The organism is Enterobacter sp. HK169 (assembly GCF_001719105.1).
GTDB lineage: Bacteria > Pseudomonadota > Gammaproteobacteria > Enterobacterales > Enterobacteriaceae > Enterobacter > Enterobacter asburiae_B.
In genome coordinates, this window is sequence record NZ_CP017087.1 from 3,513,917 (window position 1) to 3,533,251 (window position 19,335).

16 protein-coding genes and 1 pseudogene are annotated in these 19,335 nt (G+C 52.8%); 1 reads left to right on the plus strand and 16 read right to left on the minus strand.

The window, feature by feature from the left end; genetic code table 11:
- Positions 1 to 2: 2 nt before the first annotated feature.
- Both EnteroDNA1_RS16705 and EnteroDNA1_RS16710 read right to left on the minus strand, forming a co-directional pair.
- A complete protein-coding gene (locus EnteroDNA1_RS16705) occupies positions 3 to 620 on the minus strand; it encodes a response regulator transcription factor (protein ID WP_033144524.1) in 618 nt (205 codons plus the stop codon).
- A gap of 185 nt (positions 621 to 805) precedes the next feature.
- Positions 806 to 1,192, minus strand: coding sequence for a VOC family protein (locus EnteroDNA1_RS16710; RefSeq protein WP_069303608.1), 387 nt, complete (start codon positions 1,190 to 1,192; stop codon positions 806 to 808).
- Positions 1,193 to 1,280: 88 nt separating this feature from the next.
- Here EnteroDNA1_RS16710 and EnteroDNA1_RS16715 point away from each other — a divergent pair, with 88 nt between their 5' ends.
- Positions 1,281 to 1,883, plus strand: a complete 603-nt coding sequence (locus tag EnteroDNA1_RS16715; RefSeq protein ID WP_023310243.1) for an ATP-dependent Clp protease proteolytic subunit — start codon at positions 1,281 to 1,283, stop codon at positions 1,881 to 1,883.
- A 58-nt stretch (positions 1,884 to 1,941) separates the two neighbouring features.
- Here EnteroDNA1_RS16715 and EnteroDNA1_RS16720 read toward each other — a convergent pair whose 3' ends face one another.
- From EnteroDNA1_RS16720 to EnteroDNA1_RS16785, 14 genes and pseudogenes are all read right to left on the minus strand, one after another.
- On the minus strand, positions 1,942 to 2,238 hold the full coding sequence (locus tag EnteroDNA1_RS16720) for a hypothetical protein (protein ID WP_048980634.1): 297 nt from the start codon (positions 2,236 to 2,238) through the stop codon (positions 1,942 to 1,944).
- A 141-nt stretch (positions 2,239 to 2,379) separates the two neighbouring features.
- A complete protein-coding gene (locus EnteroDNA1_RS16725; protein WP_069303609.1) occupies positions 2,380 to 3,630 on the minus strand; it encodes a hypothetical protein in 1,251 nt (416 codons plus the stop codon).
- Position 3,631: 1 nt separating this feature from the next.
- Complete coding sequence (locus EnteroDNA1_RS16730) at positions 3,632 to 4,060, minus strand: IrmA family protein (RefSeq protein ID WP_064673168.1); 429 nt, start codon at positions 4,058 to 4,060, stop codon at positions 3,632 to 3,634.
- Positions 4,061 to 4,085: 25 nt separating this feature from the next.
- Complete coding sequence (locus EnteroDNA1_RS16735) at positions 4,086 to 4,562, minus strand: hypothetical protein (protein WP_058840477.1); 477 nt, start codon at positions 4,560 to 4,562, stop codon at positions 4,086 to 4,088.
- Between the two features lie 51 nt (positions 4,563 to 4,613).
- Entirely contained in the window at positions 4,614 to 5,096 is a 483-nt protein-coding gene (locus EnteroDNA1_RS16740; protein WP_033144529.1) for a hypothetical protein, read from the minus strand.
- Positions 5,097 to 5,107: 11 nt separating this feature from the next.
- Positions 5,108 to 5,806, minus strand: coding sequence for a hypothetical protein (locus EnteroDNA1_RS16745; RefSeq protein WP_033144530.1), 699 nt, complete (start codon positions 5,804 to 5,806; stop codon positions 5,108 to 5,110).
- 18 nt (positions 5,807 to 5,824) lie between these two features.
- Positions 5,825 to 7,219, minus strand: a complete 1,395-nt coding sequence (locus EnteroDNA1_RS16750; RefSeq protein ID WP_223998095.1) for an SUMF1/EgtB/PvdO family nonheme iron enzyme — start codon at positions 7,217 to 7,219, stop codon at positions 5,825 to 5,827.
- A gap of 130 nt (positions 7,220 to 7,349) precedes the next feature.
- Entirely contained in the window at positions 7,350 to 8,531 is a 1,182-nt protein-coding gene (locus EnteroDNA1_RS16755; protein WP_231926978.1) for an ABC transporter permease, read from the minus strand.
- Between the two features lie 31 nt (positions 8,532 to 8,562).
- Entirely contained in the window at positions 8,563 to 9,249 is a 687-nt protein-coding gene (locus tag EnteroDNA1_RS16760; RefSeq protein ID WP_087823597.1) for an ABC transporter ATP-binding protein, read from the minus strand.
- On the minus strand, positions 9,249 to 11,204 hold the full coding sequence (locus EnteroDNA1_RS16765; RefSeq protein ID WP_033144532.1) for a vWA domain-containing protein: 1,956 nt from the start codon (positions 11,202 to 11,204) through the stop codon (positions 9,249 to 9,251). Before EnteroDNA1_RS16765 ends, EnteroDNA1_RS16760 begins: the two co-directional genes overlap by 1 nt.
- Before the next feature lie 8 nt (positions 11,205 to 11,212).
- On the minus strand, positions 11,213 to 12,172 hold the full coding sequence (locus EnteroDNA1_RS16770) for a hypothetical protein (RefSeq protein WP_033144533.1): 960 nt from the start codon (positions 12,170 to 12,172) through the stop codon (positions 11,213 to 11,215).
- 6 nt (positions 12,173 to 12,178) lie between these two features.
- A complete protein-coding gene (locus tag EnteroDNA1_RS16775) occupies positions 12,179 to 14,845 on the minus strand; it encodes a putative virulence factor (RefSeq protein ID WP_069303611.1) in 2,667 nt (888 codons plus the stop codon).
- A pseudogene (locus EnteroDNA1_RS16780) lies at positions 14,845 to 17,849 on the minus strand (virulence factor SrfB). The gene EnteroDNA1_RS16775 and the pseudogene EnteroDNA1_RS16780 overlap by 1 nt, the downstream one beginning before the upstream one ends.
- A complete protein-coding gene (locus EnteroDNA1_RS16785) occupies positions 17,850 to 19,223 on the minus strand; it encodes an SrfA family protein (RefSeq protein WP_231926979.1) in 1,374 nt (457 codons plus the stop codon).
- Between the last annotated feature and the right edge of the window lie 112 nt (positions 19,224 to 19,335).

Genomic DNA, 19,335 nt, shown 5'->3' on the forward strand with positions numbered 1-19,335 from the left:
GGTTATTCCGCAGGCTGGCTATTGGTCAGGCGCTCAACGGCCCTGACCAGCTCCGCCACGGAGCGCACCTGCATTTTCTCCATCACGCGGCGGCGGTGCACCTTCACCGTGATCTCGCTGACGCCCAGCTCGGCGGCAATCTGCTTGTTCAGCATGCCGCTTATCGCCAGCGTCAGCACCTCGTGCTCGCGCGGGGTGAGGGACATGTGGCGCTGCTTCAGGGCGTAGTGCTCTTTATTGCGCACGGCGTTGTGTTCCGCCAGCTGAAGCGCGGACTCGATGGCGTCGATAAGCGCGGTGGATTCGACGGGCTTGGTGAGAAATTCGTACGCGCCGCCTTTAATGGCGCGCACCGACATCGGGATAGTGCCGTGGCCGGTAAGAAAAATAATCGGGATCTCGCGCCCGCTGTCCTTTAGGGCGTCAGCCACCTCAAAGCCCGAGATGGCGGGCATTTGCATATCGAGGACCACGCACGACGGGAGCTCTTCAAAGCGGTGTTGAAGAAACGCTTCTGCCGATGAAAAGCCGACGGCGTTCAGGTCCGCCGAATCCAGCAGCCCGATCACGGACTGCCTGACTGCGTCATCGTCATCAACCACATACACAATGTGTTCCATTCACCGCCCCGGTGCTGATTTACATGTCGAGGATGCAAACAATCCCGCCGGTTACGTAAGGGACTGTTTATGCTGACTTTCATCTTAACACATTAACTATCATTATCATTTAACAATATGATAACCGTATGAAGATGAAGTATAGCGATCCGTGACCGGGGCGGCTAAGCAACGAAACGCTGATTTTATGCACCCACAAGCTCGATGCGGTTGCCGTCCGGATCCGCAATTACCGCTTCATAGAAGCCGTCCCCGGTCATGCGAGGGGCGCTGAGCAGCGTGCCGTTGGCCAGTGCCCGCTCGGCCATGCTGTCGACCTGCGCTTTGCTGCCGACGTTGATGGCGATATGCGCCCAGCCGATAAACTCCGGGTGCGCAGGGGCGTCGGGCAGATCCGGTAGCGTCATCAGCTCGATGGTCGGCCCGTCATCCAGCGTAATAAAGTGTGATTCGAAACCGGGACGATTTTTACTGACGTAGCGTTCGTTACTGCGGCCACCAAACACCGTTTCCCAGAACTGAACCTGCGCGTTCAGGCTGCGGGTCCAGAGTGCGACATGGGCAATATTCATAAGCTCCCTCGTTATTTGTCTGTGAGGACTTTCACCGGTAAAACAGGCTACACTCTGGTTTTGAGCGCGACAAGCTGAGGAAATAACAATGCACTACACACTGAAAGATAGCGACAAGGAAAAAGCGGAAGGGTCAAACGGCGCGGGCGCTCTGCAGCAAAAACTGCTGGAGTCTCGTTCGATTGTGATCTCCGGTGAGATCAACCAGGAGCTGGCGCAGAAGGTCATCACCCAGATGATCCTGCTGCAAAGCGTCAGCAACGATCCGATCAAGCTGTACATCAACAGCCAGGGCGGCCACGTGGAAGCGGGCGATACCATCCACGACTTCATCAAGTTCATCCGCCCGGAAGTGCACGTCATCGGCACCGGCTGGGTGGCGAGCGCCGGGATCACCATCTTCCTGGCGGCGAAGAAAGAGCACCGCTACTCGCTGCCAAATACCCGCTTTATGATCCACCAGCCGCTGGGCGGCGTGCGCGGTCAGGCGACGGATATTGAGATCGAAGCGCGCGAGATCATCCGCATGCTGGATCGCGTGAACAAGCTGATCGCTGACGCCACCGGCCAGCCGCTGGAAAAAGTGAAAAAAGACACCGACCGCAACTTCTGGATGTCTCCGGCAGAAGCGCTGGACTACGGCATCGTGGGTAAACTGATTACCCATTATGACGAGCTGAAGCTGGATTAAGTTTTCGCGGCGTGTTTGAGTCGGGTGACGGCTTCGCCTAACCCGACCTACGCCGGACCTAGCGTACCTCGAACACCACCGCCATCCAGTTCGTTCGCGTGCCTGGCGGAAACGCCGGGTAAGGATCGAGCCGTGTACATGCCCCCGCCCAGATGTATGTATCCTCATCAATGCGATACCAGTGCGCGTTGCCTTCCACAGCATCCCCCATCACCGCAGCCTGCACCGTCAGCTGGCTTCCCGCAGGGAGTTCACGCGCCACGGGCGAGAATACCGAGGGGTTCTGTTTACGCGTGTAGACCGCTGTTTTGGTCTTAACAAAGCCAGTGACCGGCAGTTCAGTGAAATCGCTCATTTCAGGCCTCATGACAGTTCTCTCTTAACGTAACGATATAAGCCGCTGTAAATATGGCGATCACGATAAAGCGTGAAACTGTCAGAATGTGTCATGCAGAAGTCTGAAAGGCACCCGTTGAGCGGGTGCCTGGAGGATTACTTAATTCTGGGCTGCGATGCTGATAAGTTCGTAGATTTTTTTTGCCCCGGCATTTGATTGAGTCAGTTCAATATTATGTTTCTGGCCATTCTTCATATGCAGGACAATTTTTTTATTAAAGGATCCTTTTATGACTACGCTACTGACTTCGTTGAAGCGGGCGTAGAAAGTTTCATACAATTTTCCCAACACGCAATAAACACCGTCATCGGTTAATACCACACCATGATCCCCTTGGCCGAAAACCGTTTCGTCGTAGTAGAACAGGATCGCATCTTCCGTGAGAGGAGGCAGCGATTGACGATGACTGGCCGCCTGGACGAAATTGCTTATTTTTTTCGCGTTGAGATTGTCGTAGCGGTAAAAGTTGTGGTCTTTGTTCGTCGCATACTGTGTTAATTCACCCCCGGCTGGTTTGTGTTCCAGCGCTGGCAAGGTTTGCTGTGGCTGTTGTGGTGTTGTTATCGTTGCCTCCGATACGGAACCAACCATAGAGGCACCAACAGCTCCCATCCCCGGAAGCGTCTGGGAGGTCACGCTATGTTGAATGGTGGTCACAGTTCGGGTGTAAGCGTTGACATGGCTCCCGCCTCGCATATGCGCTGATACGTTTTGCGGGGTTTTGACCACGGTCTGCACCGGGGTCAGCACGGTTCTGAATGCCGCGCGTAAGGATGCCACAATCGAGACGATCAGAAGTGCGATAAGTGGGACCGAAAGCCACATAATTGAAAAATAGAAAATACTTTGCTTAGTGTTGGTTGCCAGCTGCGTTAACCTGGAACAATAAAGCCCTGCAGTTATCACGTACACGACACCACAAGCGATAGTGGCAGCCATGTTGCTCTCCCCGTCCATTGCCATTTCCTGGATAACGGGAAAGAGCAAACATCCATAGAGAACAGCGCTAAAGAGCGCATCGGGAAGTAATGTTTTTATCGTCTCAAAGGCTTTCGCAATATTGTAGAAGATCCATAGAAGTAACAATATCCAGCCAATGACAGGAATAGCTGCGGCGATAGCCATTAGTATCATGCTGACGATCATACTGCCAAGAATATTGCCTAAATGCCCTTCCGAAATAAGATACCAGATAAAATACAGGAAGGAACCGGCGAGAACGGCCGGGAAGGCGACCACAACGCTTGCAGGTATAAAGAAAACGAACCCGCCAAAGATAAGTAATAACAAAAAGCAAAGGCCAGGTCCATTATTGTCAGGTGTTGAGTTTGCTTCAGCGTCTATAGACATATTAGTGATCTGCCTGTGGGTTAATGATAGGGAATGGAATAAATGCCCTTGGTGTAAGCAAACTGAGAGGTAAAGGCTGTTTGGTCTTTCCGTTAACTAATGCCAGTGACGTCAGGCGCAGCGTGAGATTGCTTTCGCAATAATGCTCGCCTTCGGCGAAAGCCGTTTGGTATCGCGTGGCATCAGAATCGCCGAATGGGTCTACCTGCAAAGTATCATGAGCTACAAGGTTATTTTTTGCATCAACGAGGTCAAAGCCTACCTCTAACGAACCAACGCTTTCCATGCCACTGTCCAGCGTGAAAGTGGCGCTGCACATCCCTTGATTTGCCCAGACGGTGTTTGAGTGCCAGATCTCAATCGCATGAGTTGGAGCAGCGAATAAAAGACATGCGAATACTGTGCTACAGTGTAAGTAACGGCTCATCATATTTTACCATCCTGAAAATGATGTATTAATCAACATAACCGTATGTTGCATCATCACCGGTGTCCGCTTCTTTTACGAGGCCTTGACCGCGATATTCATTAGGTAAAAACCCCCCATTAGTGCACTCTTTTTTCATGATGAGCTTTTGGTTTTTATATACTTTCAGGCCGGTATAATCCCATCCTTTTCCCGTACCGCTATAAACAACATAGCTGTAGTTGCCATTGATGAAACGATAATAATAAGCGCCTCCACCTGAGAACGTCATTTCACCCAGGCGAACCTGCGTTTTGTCTCCCTCATTTTGGGGGAGAGTCATTTCTACTTTTTCAAGTGAGCCGTAATAATAAGTAGGAACATCGTGATCCAGACGGACGATAACGTATTTTCCGTTCGTGAGTTCGCAGTTGAAAATAAGTTCAGGCTCAGGCGGTGCAGCATGAACGCTTGGAGTTGTCGCCAGAAGTGTCAATAATCCAGCAGAGAGTAATTGAGATTTCAACGTTATTTTTCCTTAGCAGGTAAAGCAGCCGGTAATCCGGCTGCTATTTTATTATTGTGAAGCCAGTGTTTCTTGTAATTCATTCAGCTGTCCCTGCAGCTTCTGCAGTTCCATCTGTTTTTGCAATTCGGAAGCGCTTGGTTTGTTTTGCGCCTCCTTCATACTTTTTTCCAGGTCTGCAACTTGCTTTTGAGCATCAGCCCGGCCAGCTGTTTTTTTCTTCAACTGGGCGACCAGATTGTTCATCGACTTTTGCAGTTCTTGCTGCGATTTTTGTTTACTGGCTACGTTGGCATTGCTCAGTGCTTTCTCTTTTTCAATCGCATCATTCACCGCTTTGAACTCTTTATTCAGTTCCTGATCGTGTTGCAGCGTTTTTTGTTTATCTTCAACGCGCTTATCCCAGGTGCCGGAGTAGTTGCAGTTAAATTTGGTAATAATGCTGACATCACCGGTTGTCGGGTCACAATCTCGCGCGTTAGTGGCACAGCCGGCTAATATGAGTGCGCTGAGTGCAAGAAAAATATAACGCATTGCTATTCCCCTCAACCGACTTTCAGCGCGGTGCGCTGGGTATAGAGGCTATCGAGCTCGCCCTGCAGAGAGCCAATTTTGTCGCGCATCAACGCAATCTCGCTATCCAGATTTTGGGTATCACTGCCGGATTTGCTCATGTCTGCAGAAACGTCCTGCCACTGCTTCTCATGTTTTTTCATGTCGGTGATGGTGCCGCGAAGGTAAGCAATGTTGGCATCCACTCCTTTAATTTGCTTCTGTACGGCGTCTTTTTTCACCGTGTTTGCAGCCATATCTTTTTCTATTTGAGCGAGGGTCTTTTTATCAGAGTCGATAACCGATTTTGCAACGCTGGTTGCGTTCTGAATGCGTTTGTTTTCGGCTTCAACATCCTTAATCGTTGCGTTTAACTGCAGCTCTTGGGAGGCGTATTTTTTGCGCTGATTATCCAGATAGGCGTTAGCCCCCATACCCACACCGCAACCGGCGATAGCGGCGGCGGCCATACATACCGCTTTGTTGCTGGAGTTACTGACAGCGCAAGCCAGTGCGCCGATTACCGCGCCGCCAGCACAGGCCTGCCAGCCTGATTTATTGAAAAACTCAACGTCCTGATTATTGGCAAGGCGCGGGTCGACGCCGCCACTACTTCCCGTACTGCCATTCTGGCACCCCGCCAGAAATACCATCATTCCTGCTATCACTGCTGTGCGAATAACCTTTAACATTCCAATCTCCTGAACTATTTAATTATTTTTTTTACATGAACTAAGCCACGCCTCGCGCGCAACTTTTCCATCTTTCCAGTACCCCTGAAGGTTCTTCCAGTAGGTATCGAGATAACCGTTAAGGTTGGTTTTTCCGCGTGCAGCCATCTGTTGCAATACGACAGCGACCTGCGGTTCGATGAGGGGTTTGTCATAGGTTGTGCCCATGTCTACCAGGGTGTCAGCGTAATAACTGGTAATAAAATCAAGGGCTTTTTGATGTTGACCAAGCTGTTCCTGACGGCGGGAGCAATTAGCATCAAGCTGGCTGCCTGCGGCACAGGTTTTGGTGAAGAGCTGGTTGAGACGATCGTAAAACTCGCCGTCATCTTTCATTTTTGTGCACAAAAAGGCGCCCAACTGTAACGATGTGCGTATTGCCTGATCCCGTTGTTCATCCCGAAGCTGGCTATTTGCGCGCAGCTCACCGCGCAGTTGCTCAAGTTGTTTCTTCAGCGCGTCATCCTGGACTTTTGCCGAGATAGCATTCAGGTTTTTTAGCGAATCATCAGCTTTGCCTGCAGGTGTCTCCTTTTTACCCGTGCCTAATGATTGCCACTCTTTTTCAATCTCTTTCACCCGCTCGCGTGATGTCAGGGTTGTGGAAACTAAAACCAGACGAACACCGGTGCTTTTGGTTGTATTCTCGCCCGCATTGGCATAGTACGGCTCCTCTCCACGCAGTGAACTGCGGATATCCGCCTGAGGAGTCATATAACTGCCCCCCCGAACGACATAGCCCCCAGCCTTACCATGCAGGCGATCGAGCTTGTTCAGGCGGAACGGGTCAAACATCATCTCTGCTGCGTTGCCCAGTATGTCGTGCAATCCGAGCGGGTTAGGTTTCAGCAGGCCGGTAAGCTGAAGTTTTCCATTTGCAGACTGTGCCCCCGCAAACCAGACATAACCGTTTAATCCTTCAGGCATGGGGAAGTGGCGATCGCGGAACTCTGCGGGGGAAACCGCGAGCCCGCCGCGTGCGGCAAACTCCCACTCGGTTTCTGTCGGAAGCCGTAAAAATCCCGCCTGACCATCATCTTCAGGCAGTGCAGAAAGTTTTTCTTTTCGTAACCACAGGTTGTATTGATTTGCGAATACCATGGCATCCATCCAGCCAATACTCACCTTCGGTAAACGTCCTTTCATATCCGTCGTCGGGCATTCCCCAGAAAGCGCGCGATACTGCAGGTCGCTCAGTTCATATTTGGCCATCAGGTAATAACGGCCCTTACCACCCTTCTCCGGGAAACTGCCTGCAATGTGTTCCTGGCGAGATTGTTCAACGTATCCCCAGTCGTCGCCTTCTTGCCCCAGCGTGATGTTGTAATCTTCCAGCGGTTTATTCAGCGGGATAGCGACTTTGCGAAATGCCATGGCACCGTCGCACGGCATAGGCAATATCACGTCATCGGCCAGAGGTTTTGGGTTCCAGAACTTTTCATCCCAGGTGGCATTCGCCGCGCAGGCGTACCCGAGTCCAATGATAGCCAGGCTCATCGCCAGTTTAGATTTCACGTAAACTCTCCGCAGGTTCGATTTTCAGTGCGCGCAGTGCTCCGATAGCGGCCACGCCTAACGCCACGGCAAGGACACAGAGCAATGCGGCGATAAAATGAAGGGGGTCAAGGTGACAGACGAATGCCTGGTCCGGTAAAGAACTGCCCAACACATGGTTGAACAATGCGCTGCCCAGCAGGTAGATGATCACACCCAGTCCGTATGAGACGCCGGTCAAACACAGCGCCTGAATAATAATAAAAAGCGTCACAGCGCGACGGCGAAAACCCAGAAGGCGCAGCACGGCCATATCTTTGCGCTTACGATCAATGTTGGCGATGAAGGCACCGACTAACGAGGCGATGCACCCTGATGCAGAGATCCAGGCAATCACGCCAAAGATAATCCCCAGCACACGGTCGATGGCACGCACAGACTCAATTTGAGCTGACTGAGTGATAGCCTCAATGTTCTGCGTCTCCAGCCACCGCGCGAGGAGTGAAACGTCATCTATCGAACTGGCATAGATACGTGCTCTTGAATAGCGGGTTCTCTCTCTGGGCGGCTTGCCATCGCTGACCCCCAGCAAGGGAACCTGAAAGCCATCGCGGTAGTCTTCCAGAGCAACAAGCAAAGGCAATGTAATAAAGGCACCTTGACGTGAAAATTTTGCGTCATCCAGCACGCCGGTAACGGTTAAAGCGAACGTGGCGCGTTGGTTTTTCCCTTCGCTTTTTCGGCTCACCATCAGGCGCAGGATATCTCCTGGCTGCACGCCAAGGCGCCGTGCCGCACTGGCGCTGAGTACGGTATCGCTGTCTTTGACCAGTGCTCTGACATCCTGCAAAAGAGGATCGCCTTTGGCCGTCGGGATCACTTCAGCACCCGGGACAAAGTGTTGCCCGTCCCGGACCAGATCGGCCTGAGTGTTCAGCGAACGGGTTAACGGAATCGAAAATCCGACTTCTGAACGGCGGGCGAGCTTATCAAGCCAGGCAAAATCATAATTACCATTACCCGTTATACGTACTTCCCGGGTGCGAGGGTCGTCGAGAAGCTGATGGCGAAGCTGGCTGACAATGCCATTCTTCAATCCGAACAGCAGCAATAACGGTGCGATAACGGCAATCAAAGAGAAGATGATGCACAGCGCGACCTTGCGATCGTGAATGAGATCGCGCAGAGCCATACGGCATAGCAGGGTGCCTGACGCTGGCATATCAGCTGGGTAAGAAGACACTTTTTCCCTCTCCGGTCACGGCCTGATATCGGTCAATCCCAAAATGCGTCACGCGCTGCCAGTCGTGGCTCACAACAATGGCTGCCATATCCAGTGAGCGCACCATGCCGATCATCAGGTCAAACAGCCGGTCTGCATTATCAGGATCCAGCGCCGCAGTCGGTTCATCGGCAAGGAGTAAGCGTGGCTGGTGGGCAATCGCACGGATGAAGGCAACGCGCTGGCGCTCGCCGATAGAAAGCCGGGAAGGCATTCTTGTCAGCAGCGGCCGCACGCCCAGGCTGTCGATGGCCTTATCGAGCCAGGCTGACTGTAGGCTAAGTCCTGCCAGCCTGCGAACCAGAGTGATGTTTTCTATCACGGGTAACCAGGGCAACAAGCCGCCGTGCTGTAGCATAAACCCAAGCTCGCGTGCGCGAAGCGCGGCCAGGACAGGCTCGTTTTCAGCCATGAGCGGTATTGAAATATCGCGACCGGCGAGCCGGTATTCGGCAAGATGCGCTGGGCGGAGGATCGCCCCTATCATCTCCAGAAGCGTGCTTTTACCGCACCCGCTAGGCCCGGTTAGAGCGACCACCTCTCCCTTTTTCAACGAGAGGTGCGGGAGGGCGACGCTATAGCCATGCGTTCCGCCCCGGCTGATCTCCATATCGCGGATCCTCAACATCAGGGCAGGTTCTCCAGAGGTACCGGATAAACGTTATCGCGTGGGTCGCTATCGGGCGCTAATGCCACCCAACGGTCTACATCCTGGTTGTAGCGTTGATAGTAATTAAGCTTGGTATTCAGCCTGCGGATGAAACGCTCCTGCTCAAGGCCATCCCAGCTTTTCCAGGTTTCTTCGTCCAGGCTCAATACTTCACTGAGGTAAGGTAAGCTCTCGATATATTCACCAAGCAGCCCCATCTCTCCTAGGCGGGTCGCATTTTTCCCTTTCGCCTGGTTTGGATCGTTGCCCATGGTTGCCGCCAGAGAACGCAGGCTGGCAAACATGTCATCCGGAGAGATCATCCCCTCATTGGCGGCATTGACGATCTTCTTCATGACATCGCTCAGATCGCTGAGCTCGCTTTTCGTGAGCAGTACGCGCACCTCGGTCGCCGGGATGTTTTGGTCAATCAGATCGCGGTCGCTTATCCATGACTTGAATACCGGTGGTGCCGTGGTGCCTTGCTTTTCACCCAGATAGGCAAGACGCATTGCCTTACTTAACTTGTCGGCATCACTGAGCAGGGGATCTTCTTTCTTACCGGCATATTTAGGGCTTGCCCCCAGCGCGCTCCCCGCCGTTTCTTCGCCGCTCCAGGCTGTTTTAATCTGGCCGGTAATGGCATTCGCCAGGTTATCGACCATACTACCGAAGCTATTTACATCACCTGAATCAATAGGATAGTAGAGCGGTTTGTGCAGGAATGGATTTAACGTCAGCTCCTGATACTGGGCTTCAGCAGAACTGTGATTTTTCTTACCATCAGAGGTTTTCAGATGTAACGCATACAGCGCAACGCCACGATAGGCGGCTTCCTGACGCACCTGGGCGGCATCCAGATGGGTTGACGAGAGCTTATCTGTGCCATCAAGCGCGCCTGCGTCAGTAATCAGTACAACGTAGCGGGCGCCAAACTGCGTCCAGTCCACTTTGTCCAGCGCTGTCATGACCCCGCCGTAAGCATCTTCATCAACCTTGCTGCTGGAAACGGTAGCCTGCTTCAGGTCATGTACTTTAGCGAGGAAGTCTTTACCATCTTTAACGGTATTGGGGTCGACATACATCTTGCTGTCGTATTCAAGACCCGGAACCGCTTTCACGCTGGAGCGGAAAGCTACCAGGCCAAACTTGACCTGATCCTGTAAGTGTTCCTTCTCGATCCTCTTGTAGATCTTATCGATCGCCTCTTTAGTGCGATCGATATACGGCCCCATCGAGATGGTGGAGTCGATCACAAAGACAACCGAGGCGGAGAACCCTTTCATCATGTTCTTTTCATCAGCAGCGGACGCGGCCTTTTTTGCGGGCGACTTTTCGCTGACGGAGGCAACGTTGAGTACACGTACCTGGAAGCCGGTATCGGTAAACACATCATCTGAGCCAAGAACAGGTAAGAGATAAAAGTTTTTTAACTGATCCACCATGTAATCAGGCTCGCGTGCCAGAACCTGCGGGACCGGTTTATGGCTGCTCAAACTGTTGAGCATTGGTTGCAATGTTGCCGCAGGGTTTTTGCTGTTCAGAAGAGACTCAACGTCGGATTTCTCTTTAAAGAACAGCATCGGTTGACGGCCAGCAGGATTGGTAAACGCCAGCGTCAGCTGCATTTTCCAGTCAACGGTGCAGGAGGATTTCATCCAGCCAGCGGTATGACCAAAGCTGTCCGGCCCAACCTGCAGCCACGTGTCCTGACCCAGCGTTGTCCTTTGGTAAACATAGAATCGACTAAAGGCCGGCTGCTCTTTACCTGCTTCACCTGCTTTGGCGGACAGCTGGCAGCCTGGGTAAGTCAGTACCCGCTGGAATAACGCATGTTTACCTTCCTGCAAAAGCGGCTGTTTACCCGCGGCACAGGCGGGGGATGCCAGCGTTGCGGCACACACCAGGCTACTGAACCAATGCATGTATTTCATTGTTTATCCTATTTCTTCAGCTCAGCTAAACGGGCTTTGGCCTCGTTATTCTGCGGGTCCTGATTTACAACCGATTCATACCAATACGCCGCTGTCTCTGCGTCAGGATTGAAGCATCCCCCTGGTTTTGCGGTTTTCGGGTCATATTCTTGTGCATAACGAACAGCTATCTGCGTATCGCCGGACTGGGCTTTATAGGCGTAAAGGCGCTGAGCGATATCGCAATGTTTTGCCGCTTTCGCTTTTGCGATGACGTCCAGCAGTTGTGCACTACTTGGCTGGCTACGCAGGCACCCTTTAACGAACGCCATTTCATTGCCGCTCGCCATTTGTTCATCACCACACGGCCCGGTAGTTTTCGCGACGGGCGCGGGAGGTGCCGCTGGAATTGCAGGCTCTGGCTTACGGGTAAACCACCACCCAGCAGCGGCCAGCAGGAGCAATAGAATGGCTAATCCCGCAAATAACGGCAGCTTACTTTTCGGCTTATGCGGCTGTTGAGATACAGGCTTTTCTGCGACAGGTTCTAAAACGACAGGTTCCGGTTCTTGAACGGACATCGGCTGCACGATGGGGGTATCATTCAGCGTCTGTATATTTTCCGGGAGTGGGTTTTCACCACCGGCCTGGGAGCTGAGTAGCCCTTCAGCGATGGTCAGAATCCCCATATCCTTATTACTTCCATCTTTGATGGTGATGCGATAGGCCGCCTGGCGGTTGGCGAGTAGTGGATCGATCAGAGAAGGGCCGACCTGAACGCAGGGCGTCTCCTCATTTTGTATCAGTGGAGGAAGGGCGAGGAAAATCTCGCCACTGACCCAATCACCGTGGCTATCCAGATACAGGCGATCCTGATTACGTACTACCGAGATTGTGACGCCCTCGGCATCGCCTTTCCAGCCTTTCAACAAGAGCAATGCGAATCCTGGTTGTATAGGGGTCAGCGTCTTAAGTTCAGGTTTGATCACGTCCAGTTACTCCTTTGCCAATTTAATCTGGCGGAGAATGACGCCCAGATTTTCGTTCTGCGCGACGCTAATCTCGCGTCCGGCAGAATGACCTGCGTTTTCGGTAATGAGTGCTTCCAGGCCAACCAGCCAGTCGATGATAAAGAAGGCACTGTAGTTCAGCTGTTGCGGCGTCAGGCGTGCCAGGCGTTCATCACCTTTCCAGACCACGCTGTCGCACGTTGGTGGACGGGTAAAGATCGGCTGTTCGGGCTGGTTGAGACGGGCCGGGCGTTTCGATTCCGGCATATTTTGATAGCCCAGCCAGGTGATGAAATCGCTCATCACGTGAAGCACGCGTGAAACCTGACGCTCGACCATACGTTCGCGACGAACGCCAGCCTGCTCGGTATTTTTCATTGCATTGACCAGCGCGTCCTCGACACGTGAACGCAATAACCCCGTGATCAATTCGTCTACCAGCGCTTCGGCAATCGGGCGCGGAAGACTGATGTAGTTGAGCATGGCGGCGGTTTCAGGCAGGCCGCGCAGATGGTTAATCCAGAGCTGAACGCTCTGGTGCGCGAAAGCGATCTCATGGCTGTGCGTCGTCACCGCAGTTGCGCTGCTTTCGAAAGCATCTTCCACACCGATATCAAAGAATCCTGCATCTTCTTCTTCTGCTTCAGGCGCAGACAGGGTCGTTTGCTGCATGTAAAGTGCATGGAGATCGCGGCGTGCCGGAACCAACCGCGCCAGCAGTTCGCCGTGCATGCCGCTGCGTTTTTTCAGGGTGGCAAGGATCTCTTGCGCAATTCGGGATTTTCTGGACAGCTCTTCTTCGCCGTCCGGCTGGTACCAGTTCCCCAGTCCCCCTTCGACCAGTTCGTGGCGGATCTCGTCGAGCTGTTCTGCGATCCGCTCCAGTTTCAGTTCAGGGCGGGCGACGCGGGCCAGATAATCGGCCATTCGGCGCATACCACCGTCGTTGAGGGTGAGCATCGCATCCCAGGCTTCAGCAGGGTTCGCGATGTAGCGAGCGACAGCTTCATCTTCAAGGAAGGTTTTCCGCATCAGTGCGAGCTGCCCGCCATTGTCGTCGTTGAAAGCCGCTTCACTACCTGCGTTCATGCGGATAAAGGGCGTTTGCTGGCGCGGTTTGCGTACCAGGAACGTGTTATTGAACGCCTGACCCTGGCTCCATTCCTGCATCCATTTGTACTGGCCAAAACGCTCGGTCATCGCCATTTTGATCATCCCGCCAAGCCCCCAGGACTGGCGAAGAAGTGCTTCGTCATGGGAAAGGTTTTGGCTAATGCGCAGATCAAACATGGTTAATGCCCAGACTAGGCCAGGTAAGCGACGACCACGCGCGTCGGCATCGGCGCCCTGGGTGTAACGGATCCACTCGTCCAGAACGCCGCCCACTTCTTTGACATCGGACTGTTTTGTTGAGGCCGTACACACCACCAGGACATTCATCTCCTGGTTTTCGGTGTAGCGTTCAAAAAGATAGGCCACTTTTCCGCGCAAAATTAACTGCGCTAGCGGGTTGCTCTCTGCATTTTTAACCTCGCGAGTGACATCACTCATGGACTCCACCGCCAGACGGCCGCGATAACCCGGGAAATCAAGCAAGTCGACGGCTTCGAAGATTGTTTCGCGAGGCGGAGACATTAACGGGATATGCAATTCAACGGTAAGCGCAGTGAGCTCTGCCAGCGATAGCGAAATAGACGCACCCGTTTGCCCATTTACCACAGGACAGACTTCAATAGTCTGATCCGACGGGGTATTCAGCCGCTCCAGCATATCGACGTTCATGATGCTATCCCGCTGGATAAGCAGGCCGTTTTCGTTACGAACCAGCGTGCTCAGCGGGGCACGCAGCTCCTGCACTCCACCGAGACGCTGTAGCGTGTTGGCAAAACGGATATAGGCATTGGTTAGTTCTGGTACTTCGCCCCATAAAACGGAGAAAAGCTGGCCGCGATCTTCAACAGAAAGCCATGGTGCGAGGCTTACTGCCTGTGGCCAGTAGGTCAGGGCAAAACGGCTTTGCGTTTTCTCAGCATGGCGGATGAGGTAATCCCAAAAAGAAACTACGTCATCTTCGGTCACGCCAGGGCTGCGGGAGGTCAGGCGTCGTTTCGACAGGGACGTTAACAGATCGCTGATGCGTTTTTCATCGAACTGCCAGTCAAATTTTTCCTGGTTGAAGTCATGGATGAATGCGTTGGCGAGGATCTTCCCCATTTCCACTTCGTTGAAGAGCTGTAACGTGACAGGCCAGCGGTCGTCTGAGCTCTGAGCACTGCGGCTAAACCGGGTAACAAGACCCGTCGCCTCTTTGCCGCCGCCAGGCGGGTTGATGTGGGTCAGAAAATCGAGCTGATTGCCGCCGAGGCGTGTTTCCAGCTTTCCGTTTTCACCCGCAGCCAGCGCGGAAATGAGATACGATTTGCCTGCCTGCGACAAGCCAAAGAAGCCGATTGTCATCGGTTTCGCTGCGGCCTGCGCCAATCTGCGTGCTTTGTTACGGCTGCGGCGCAAGTTCATGGTCAGGCGATCGGCTTCAGTGTTCAGGCGCGGCGCGTCCTGACGAACGCTTGCGATCCAGTCAATGGCCCGGCCTGCACCTTGTTCGACGCCATTCCAGCCCTGGATAATGGTGTTGGGATGAATAGTGCTCATTAGCTTTTAATACTCCCGCTATCCAGCCAGTAATGGGTTTCACTCAGCCCATTACCGACCATTGTGTTCAACTGGAATGCAACATCTCTACGACCATAGCCGCGCTGTGCGTTTTTCATTTCCATCGAGCCAATCTGGAAGCGCTCCGGACTGACCGGTTCTTCGCTACTACGTCCACGTCCCTGTTCTGCGGTTAAACCGATGCTTATTACAGCATCACCCGACAGCTCGCTTGCCAGGTTCGCACTGGTAATTTTTAGGGTGTAAAGTGCGGTCGATGGCCAGCGTTCGTTATCAAGCTGGCGGAAACCGATACGCACTTCCCCCGTGCTTCAAAGCCTTTCCCTTCCGGTAACTGGAAATCAGCGGAGTCCAAATCAACGTCGCGATAGGCGACATTGCTGTCTTTAATCACATTGTTTCCATCAAGCATCCCGACATAGCGGATGGTTGAATAAGGCTTAAAGTTCGCAGTGCGGAAGAAGAAGTTGTTGAGCCTGGATTTCTCCGCTAACAGGCACAGCATCGCCCCCACAACGGCTGTCGATTTCGGATCGTCAATGCATCCTTTCTTGTTAAACGGATACCAGCCACCGGTTTCATAACCGTGGAGTGGCAGCACGCGAGAAGGGGGAACAGGTTGAAGCTGGCGAATGAGCGCTTGAATTCCCGGCAGGCGGGATGGACGACCGGTTAAAAGTAATACATCGCAGTTGTAGTGCCAAAGCACTTCGCACAACGCGCGCAGGCTGTGGCAAATGTTCATTCGCCCGCTGCGAGGGTCGATAAATTCATTGTGCAGACGCGCAAGATCCAACTCCAGCGGTACATCCAGAATGGAGAACGGTACTTCGCTCGCAAGCTGTCCGGAACGGGCAACGTCGTTGACGTAATCCTGTACTTTCTCGGTTGGAAGATTATCGGCAAGTAGCTCACGGAAAGTGTAATTCAGTATCTCCCGACCATTTTCCGGGGAGTACTCTTCATAGCGATGCAAAATAGATAACGCCAGAGGCGCGAAGATCTGCAATGTTAGCTGCTGACGTAATACCTGTTTTCCGGCTTCGATCGATTCACTACCGAACAGTTGTGACATCATTGATTCGGCTGCAAGATCGCTGTGGCCGACTTTGGTCATGGCCGCTTTTACTGCTGGCTGGAGGAAAAGCCGTATAACATCCAGCAGTATGTCGTCGCCTGCTACCTTAAACCCTTCACGGAAAAGCTGTTTCGGGGTAATCCGGACGTTAATGCCCTGGCCTTCATCCAGCGTGTAGCGAGAAATGACGAGATCGGTCGTTCCTCCGCCAATGTCAATCGACGCGATTTTTAATGAGCGTGTATCGCTGGTGTCCTTTTGAGTATCGGGACGGCGAGTAGCTGCAAAAAATTCGTCCGTGCGACCGCCAAAGTAGTTCTGCGTTTCGTTATAGAGATATACCAACTGCCCACAGGTGGCTTCGTCCCACTTCACGTGTACGCCTGGATGGGCGTATTTCAAGCACTGCGGGTCATCGCCTTCATAATCCATCTCTTCCCAGCCGAGCGCTTTCCAGACCATGCGGATAGCGTCATGCATGCTCTCCTCAAAGATAGCGCGCTCAGGCTTTGGCATCGCCGGAGGGACAGTCATAATGACATTTCGTAAACGACGCGGTGTGCTGGCGTGGTTCATCTTCAGCCGCTGTGAAGGGCTGTTGATTTGCATGAGAGCCTGGCTTAATACCTCTGACAACATCATCGTCATCAGCGAGCTACGACTGTATACCGGCGTGAAGACGGGCATACGGTCTTCTTCATTTTTCAGGCGAATGAGCAATTTCCCCTGATCGTTGATCATATACAGCAGCGGTGCTGCAGTGGCTAACGGCTCTCTGTCACTTTTCACGAAGGCCTGGCTAAAGCGCCATCCCGGTGAATAGGGTTGATCGTCCCAGAGGTAGCGTTTAGGGCTGGAGATCCCTGTTGAGCCCTCGGTACCCAGGCGTTGAGCCGCCATTCTGAAGGCTTCTCCGCCGACGCGTCCAATGGTTGGCCATGTGAAGGCATCGCTGCGCCCGCTTTTTAGCGAGAAATCCTGCTTGCCGAATTCGGCCTGGGCAAACTCGAGACGGCTGTCAAAAGGCTCGTTATAAACAAATTGCGGTTGGCTCAAATCTCGGAGCTGAAGCTGATAAAGTTGAGAAAGCCCTTTATTGTCGTCACGATGTTCTTCGATCAGGATGCCGCAGCTACGTGAGTTACCAATGTCCAGCACGAGATCTACAGGTATCGCTGAGTCCCGGATTTTTACGTCGTTGACCTGTACTTCAGGAACGACAATCGTCGTCGCCAGGACATGCAGCAGGTTAAGATAATGCGCCTGATGTTCCTTCTGCAGTAGTTGTTCATCAATGTCATCAATATGTTGGCGTAATACTTCGCGAGCCTGAGTACTGAAAATTTCCCGTAGCCATTCATTCACCCATGGCAGTGAGAGAAACTCCCCCATCTCGTGAGGATGGCGTGCCAGAGCAAATCCCGCCCCTGAACGGATATCATCCTCGCCCGGTGCGAGATACTGCGTATTCTCGCGATCCGGGAAAATTTTGGTATCAAAAATCAGAGTAGCGCGCCAGGTATTGCCCTTTTCATCCGGCTCAGGCAGCTCATGGAACTGGACGCGTGACCAGTTATACGGCCCGTGAGCAAAGGCTCGTGGCGGGTTGAAGCGGAAAAATGGCAGCGGTAACCAGAGGCCGCGATAGAGGCGTAGCGACTCTTCGGTCGTCAATGTGTAGTCGGAGTCTGCGTAGCGAGGAGGTTCGCTGTCAGGTTGAGGGATCTGCAGCTTATCTTCCCTCTCATTATAGATAAGCCGCATAATAGCCTCGTCGCCCTGTTGACGAAGAAATTCCCCATATTCTTTACGCGTTGGCAGGGTAAAGGCGAAATCAAGGAACTGGATCCCGCTGTCGCGAATAAGTTTGACCTGTTTTTTAAAATCAGTGAGTTCAGCGAGCATTTACTGACTTGCCTCCTGCTTCATCGAAATAGGGAAAAGTGTTTTGGCGTCGTAACGGCCTTTGCAATCCGCAATGTTTTGCGCGCCGGGAGCACACAGAATTTCTGGCATTTGGTAGCGTGAGCCATCGGAGCACTGTGCTTCTCCCTGATTGTTAATGGCGAGATGACCTGACTGAATGGCCGCGTTGACCGCGCCACGACAGGTCACACCGTCGCCACGGATCATCTGTACTTCGCCCTTACCGTCATTGATTTGGTAACTCAGACTAAGGGGCTTTCCTGTGCGTTGATCCTGAATACCAGCCCCTGCGTGCCAGTTCCCGTCCAGAAAACGGGTGTTTCCTTGGGCCAGTGAAGATGCGGGCAGGGTCAACGGGACTTTAGCGCCAGTTGAGGTATTGGCCGATGGCGCTTCGAGAGCAGGTGCTGTTCCGCCGGGATGAGGGCTATTCGTGGCTGACGCAGGATCCACAGCAGATGCCGTTGCTGCTGCGCTTTGTGACGGCGTTTGTAATGCTGATTGCTCTTGTGACGTTGTGAGTGAAGTGCCCGTGGTGCTTAAAATCTCACTGCCCGTTGTCGAATGCAGGTTCGCCTTAGACGTTGTTGTGCTGATGATGGCCCTTGACGACGGCGCAAGAGATTCGGCTGTTGGAAGGTGGGGCGCGGGCAAAGCGGGTACGGAAGATGAAATACCAGGGATCGTTATGCCTGGCATGCAACCCCGTAAGAACAGTAACGCTAAAAGGAGTAACAGAAGTAGCGGCAGTAGCCAACGCAACCATGCGGGTAAGAGCAACCACCAGCGTCTTTTGGCGTGCCTTTGATGCGTGAAAGTGCGTTCTGGTATCACCGGTTCAATACTGGCTGATTGCGGAGGCAAGGCTGTAGATATGGGACGCAAACAGTCTAACGGCTCGATGCGGGCCTGGTTAGTGGCGTTCACAAATCCCCAAAAACTGATGACCGGCTTTCCACCTACCAGCCACACGTGCTGCTGATCGGGGAATTGCATCGCTTTTTCAAGTAATTTCCCAAAGAGCCGGCGTTCCGGCTGCTGGCTTTGGGCAAATTCATTACTTATCTGGCGAAACGCTGCATGGGTGGTTTCGAGTTGCGCGAGCGCGGCCTGGCGCTCAGCTTCCGTTGCGGCCGTCCATGGAATAACGTCACCGGCCAGCGGGGCATACCAGTCGATTCGATCGCCATGCTCGCTGATTTGCGGGATGGCTAAAGTGTCAGCAACCGCCGTTTGTTTTCTAAGTCGTAGGGTTTCACGCAGCTGTAATGCGGAAATATATACTGCCTGTCCATTCTCACCCATCGACTGATATTTATCGAGCTTGTCACTGCATAGAAAAATTTCTTTCACGCTGCATGCCTTTGCTGTTAAACGAACAAGTGAAAGCAAGTTCCACTGTGAAAAAGGACGCCGCAAATACGCCGGGTAATCTGCGTCAATTGTTTATGGCAACAAAATATTG